Source organism: Stenotrophomonas sp. HMWF003, assembly GCF_003061285.1.
GTDB classification, from domain to species: Bacteria; Pseudomonadota; Gammaproteobacteria; order Xanthomonadales; family Xanthomonadaceae; genus Stenotrophomonas; species Stenotrophomonas maltophilia_AP.
The window spans coordinates 1-4,801 of sequence record NZ_QAIW01000461.1 but is presented as its reverse complement, the minus strand read 5'-3'; the positions used below and the strand labels follow the sequence as shown (position 1 = coordinate 4,801).

At 67.1% G+C, this 4,801-nt stretch carries 4 protein-coding genes and 1 pseudogene; all 5 read left to right on the top strand.

All coding sequences use genetic code 11. The features are described from left to right. Positions 1-193, top strand: a pseudogene (locus DBR34_RS24375) (hypothetical protein); the annotation flags it as partial. Further along, positions 193-882, top strand: a complete 690-nt coding sequence (gene nth, locus DBR34_RS20475) for an endonuclease III (protein ID WP_038689371.1) — start codon at positions 193-195, stop codon at positions 880-882. The pseudogene DBR34_RS24375 and the gene nth, both read left to right, overlap by 1 nt. A gap of 181 nt (positions 883-1,063) precedes the next feature. Further along, positions 1,064-2,275, top strand: coding sequence for an OprO/OprP family phosphate-selective porin (locus tag DBR34_RS20470; RefSeq protein ID WP_128098140.1), 1,212 nt, complete (start codon positions 1,064-1,066; stop codon positions 2,273-2,275). Positions 2,276-2,660: 385 nt separating this feature from the next. Further along, the gene (locus DBR34_RS20465) at positions 2,661-3,437 is read left to right on the top strand and encodes a hypothetical protein (RefSeq protein WP_128098139.1); all 777 of its coding nucleotides are present in this window, start codon (positions 2,661-2,663) and stop codon (positions 3,435-3,437) included. Between the two features lie 123 nt (positions 3,438-3,560). Next, entirely contained in the window at positions 3,561-4,580 is a 1,020-nt protein-coding gene (gene pstS, locus DBR34_RS20460) for a phosphate ABC transporter substrate-binding protein PstS (protein ID WP_128098138.1), read from the top strand. Positions 4,581-4,801 lie beyond the last annotated feature (221 nt).

The following is a 4,801-nucleotide window of genomic DNA, read 5'->3' as shown; positions in this document are numbered from 1 at the left end:
GCAGCTGCACCGCGCCTGGGCCGCACGCGCACGCTACCAGCAGCGCACGCAGCGGCTGGCCCGCCGCGCCGCCGAACGCGAGGCGCGCCGCGCACCGCCTGCCCCTACCCCCGAACTGAAACCGGCCCTGCCGCCCGCCGCCGCCGCGATCCTGGCGCGCGCGAAAGCCAAGGCCGCCGGCAAGACCTCCTGATGAGCACGATGAAGAGCACCCCGGCGGCCAAGCCTGCGCCGCGCAGCGCGCGCATGCCCAAGGCCGACGTGATCGAGATGTTCACGCGCCTGCGCGAACTCAATCCGCACCCGAAGACCGAACTGGAGTACAGCTCGCCGTTCGAGCTGCTGGTGGCCGTCGCGCTGTCTGCGCAGGCCACCGACGTGGGCGTCAACAAGGCCACCCGCAAGCTGTTTCCGGTGGCCAACACGCCGCAGGCGATGCTTGCGCTGGGCGAAGACGGCCTGAAGAAATACATCGCCACCATCGGCCTGTTCAACGCCAAGGCCAAGAACGTGATCGCCGCCTGCGCGATGCTGATCGACCAGCACGGCGGCGAGGTCCCGCGCGACCGTGCCGCGCTGGAGGCGCTGCCCGGGGTGGGCCGCAAGACCGCCAATGTGGTGCTCAACACCGCCTTCGGCGAACCGGTGATGGCGGTGGATACCCACATCTTCCGCGTGTCCAACCGCACCGGGCTGGCCCCGGGCAAGGACGTGCGCGCGGTGGAGGACCTGCTGGTGAAGGTGATCCCGGCCGAGTTCCTGCTCGATGCGCACCACTGGCTGATCCTGCACGGCCGCTACGTGTGCAAGGCGCGCAAGCCGGACTGCCCGCAATGCGTCATCCGCGACCTGTGCCGGTTCAAGCAGAAAACCGCCGCCTGACGCGGCACCGCGACTGCCATCTGCACGCAACCCGGCCGTCATCTGCGTCGGGCATCAATGGCAACCCCTGACAGGGCCTGACCCGGGCCGGCCGTCGGTTTGCCTGAAACTGTCATATTTACGCAATCTTCACTAATTAGCCTGCGCAGCATCTTCCCACCTGCCTGCAAGGCTCCTCTCCATGAAACTGCATCGCCAACTCCTGACCGCGGCTGTTGCGGCTGCGCTGTTCGTCCCGGCTGCCCACGCCGAAGTGGCCATCGATGTGATCGGCGGCTCGGAGATCACCTTCGAAGGCCTGGTCCAGGCCGACGGCAACTGGTTCGACAACGACCTGACCGACCTCAACGGCGGTGATGCCGGCAACGGCAAGGACAGCGAGTTCGAACTGCGCCGCGCCGAACTGGTGCTCAAGGGCAAGGGCCCGGGCAACATCGAATGGGTGGTCGGCTACGACGCCAAGGCCGACAAGTTCCTGGACACCAACCTGAAGTACAAGCTGGCCGGCAACGCCAACCACTTCGTGCAGTTCGGCCAGTTCAAGCAGCCCAACAGCCTGGAAGAACTGTCCAGCACCAAGAACAACGACTTCATTTCCAAGGCGGCCGTCACCAATACCTACGCGGTGGCCCGTCGCCTCGGTGGCGCCTACAGCATCGGCGACAACAACTGGTCGGTGACCGCCAGCGCCTTCGGCCGCGAGCTGACCCGCAACCTGGCCCACGGCAGCGGCTACGGCGCGCGCGGTACCTGGGCGCCGATCAACGACAAGGGCCAGGTGCTGCATTTCGGCCTGAGCTATGTGGACTACGACACCGACGCGGACACCCTGCGCGTGCGCGCCCGTCCCAACGCCGACCTGGCCACCGCGCGCCTGGTCGACAGCGGCAACCTGCTGGACACCGACCGCGTGAGCACGATCGGTGCCGAAGCGATGTACATCGGCGGCCCGTTCAAGGCCCAGGCCGAGTACTACACCAGCAAGGCCAAGCGTTACACCCGCGACAACTACACCAGCGACGGCTTCTACGTCAGCGGCCTGTGGAACATCACCGGCGAAACCTGGGGCTACAAGGGCGGCACCCCGACCACCGGCCTGCCGGACGAGCCGGGCCGCGGCATGTGGCAGCTGGGCGCACGTTACGACCACATGGATCTGAACGACGGCAACGTCAACGCCAACCCGGTGGCCGGCCGTCCGCCGATCGTCGATGGCGTGCTCGGCGGCAAGATGGACATCTGGACCGTGGGCGTGAACTACTACTGGCGCTCCAACACCAAGTTCGCGCTGAACTACGTGATGGTGGACAGCAAGAAGTACAACTCGACCGCGCGTGCGTTCGTCAACGACGACCCGAACATCCTCGAAGCGCGCCTGCAGTTCTTCTGGTAAGCGTGGCGGTAACTGTGTGATGGAGAGGGCGCAGCTTGGGCTGCGCCCTTTTTTTGTCTGCGCAGCCACCCATGGGGTGGCTCTACCGGTTGCGTCGCGTTGTCACGCAATGACCGGGCACCCCGGTTGCGTCGCGTTGTCACGCGATGACCGGGCACCCCGGTTGCGTCGCGTTGTCACGCGATGACCGGGCACCCCGGTTGCGTCGCGTTGTAGCGCAATGCCGGGGCACCCCGGTTGCGTCGCGTTGTCACGCGATGACCGGGCACCCCGGCTGGGTCGCGTTGTAGCGCAGTGCCGGGTCACCCCGGCTGCGTCGCGTTGTCGCGCATGCCGAGCACCCCGGGCGCGTATGCTGGGCGCCCCCTGCCCTGTAGATGTGTCGATGCGTAGTGCCCTGTTGGTGTTGCTGGCCGCCCTGTGCGGCGCCGCCCTGCCCGCGCGTGCGCAGGACTGCCACGATGCCCAGGCGGCGGCGCAGCAGGCGTACCTGGAACGGGCAGGCAACGTGCTGCCCGATCGCGCCGGCTATACCCGGGACACCACCGGCAGCGTCTGCCGGCGCTGGCCGGCCCGCCCCGGGCTGACGCTGCTGGCCACGCCGGTCTGGCGCGATGGCGGCGACAACGATTCACGCGATGGCGACGTGGAGGTGATGGTGATCGACACCGACACGCTGGCACCGCGCGCCTGGACGGTGCTGGCAGGCGCGCTGGACAGCGACGCGGTGTTCTTCGACGGTATGCGCCTGGACACCGCGCGCTACGCGCTGTCTGCCGACACGCTGGCGTTCGGGCTGCGCCTGCAGCGGCGCAATGGCTCCGGCCCCAACCCCTTCAGCGAGGAGCAGCTGTGGCTGCTGGCGATGCAGGGCACCGACCTGCACGAACTCAGCCCGCCGCTGGTGACGCGCCGCTACCAGGCCGAGTGGGATACGCGCTGCGCGGGCGAGTCCATCGACATGACACGCACGCTCGCGGTGGGCCGGCCGCCGCGGCACGGTCTGGCCGAACTGATCGTCAGCGAGCGCCGCGTGACCAGTCGGAGCTGGATGGACGGCGGGCAGTGCCGCGACCAGGACACGCCGGTGGACACCGGGCGCTACGTGCTGCGCCATGACGGGCGCCAGTACGCGGTTCCGGAGGCACTGCGCCCATTGTGACGGACACCTCATGACGCATGTCACGGTGCGGTCATATGACAGACGCTGCGCTGTCATCGAACCGTTATGGAATGAGCACCGGGCGGGACACCCCGCACCGTCATCCATCCCAGGAGCCACCCCGTGATCCACGCCTTCAAGTCGCGCGCCGCCGTTGCCGTCCTCGCCGCGTCGTCCGTGTTCGCCGCCAATGCCGCCGATGTGACCGGCGCGGGCGCCTCGTTCATCTACCCGGTCATGTCCAAGTGGTCGGCCGACTACAACACGGCGACCGGCAAGAAGGTCAATTACCAGTCGATCGGTTCGGGTGGTGGTATCGCCCAGATCAAGGCCGCGACGGTCGATTTCGGTTCGTCCGATGCCCCGCTGAAGCCGGAAGAACTGGCCGCGGCCGGCCTGGCCCAGTTCCCGTCGGTGATCGGCGGCGTAGTGCCGGTGATCAACGTGGCCGGCATCGCGCCGGGTGCGCTGAAGCTGGATGGCCCGACGCTGGCCAACATCTTCCTGGGCAAGATCAAGACCTGGAACGACCCGGCCATTGCGGCCCTGAACCCGGGCGTGAAGCTGTCCGACGGCAAGATCACGGTCGTGCACCGCTCGGATGGTTCGGGCACCACCTTCAACTTCGTCAACTACCTGTCCAAGGTGAACCCGGAGTGGAAGAGCAAGGTCGGCGAAGGCACCTCGGTGCAGTGGCCGGTGGGCATCGGCGGCAAGGGCAATGAAGGCGTTGCCGCGTACGTGAAGCAGATCAAGGGCGGCATCGGCTACGTCGAGCTGTCGTACGCGTTGCAGAACAAGATGTCCTACGCGGCGATGAAGAACGCGTCGGGCAAGGTGGTGCTGCCGAGCGACACGTCGTTCGCCGCGGCTGCCGCCAGCGCCGACTGGGCCAGCGCGAAGGACTTCTACCTGGTGATGACCAACGCCCCGGGCGCGGACGCCTGGCCGATCACGGCGACCAACTTCATTCTGGTGCGCAAGCAGCCGAAGAACGTGGCCAGCGCGAAGGCGACCCAGGAGTTCTTCCGCTGGATCTACAAGAGCGGCGACGCGCAGGCCAAGCAGCTGGACTATGTGCCGCTGCCGGACACGCTGGTGAAGCAGATCGAGACCTACTGGTCGCAGAACCTGAAGTACTGATCGGGCAACAACGAGGCAATGGCGGCGGCAGGTCCTCTCTCCCCCTGCCGCCGCCGGGCGCGGATCGAAAGATCCGCGCCTTTTCTTTTTTGTGGGGTTTATTTTTTTAGAAGCTAAAAGGCCCAAGGCCGGAGCCGGAGCCATTGCCAGAGCTTGGCGACGTGCGGGGTCGGTTCTGCTGGCTGGGCTGGTGCTTTGAGCGGTCGGCATTGGGCCTATCC

Bases quoted from the DNA above. Each gene is read 5' to 3' on its own strand.
- DBR34_RS20470 (WP_128098140.1), top strand. From the start codon at position 1,064: ATGAAACTGCATCGCCAACTCCTGACCGCGGCTGTTGCGGCTGCGCTG.
- nth (WP_038689371.1), top strand. From the start codon at position 193: ATGAGCACGATGAAGAGCACCCCGGCGGCCAAGCCTGCGCCGCGCAGC.
- DBR34_RS20465 (WP_128098139.1), top strand. From the start codon at position 2,661: ATGCGTAGTGCCCTGTTGGTGTTGCTGGCCGCCCTGTGCGGCGCCGCC.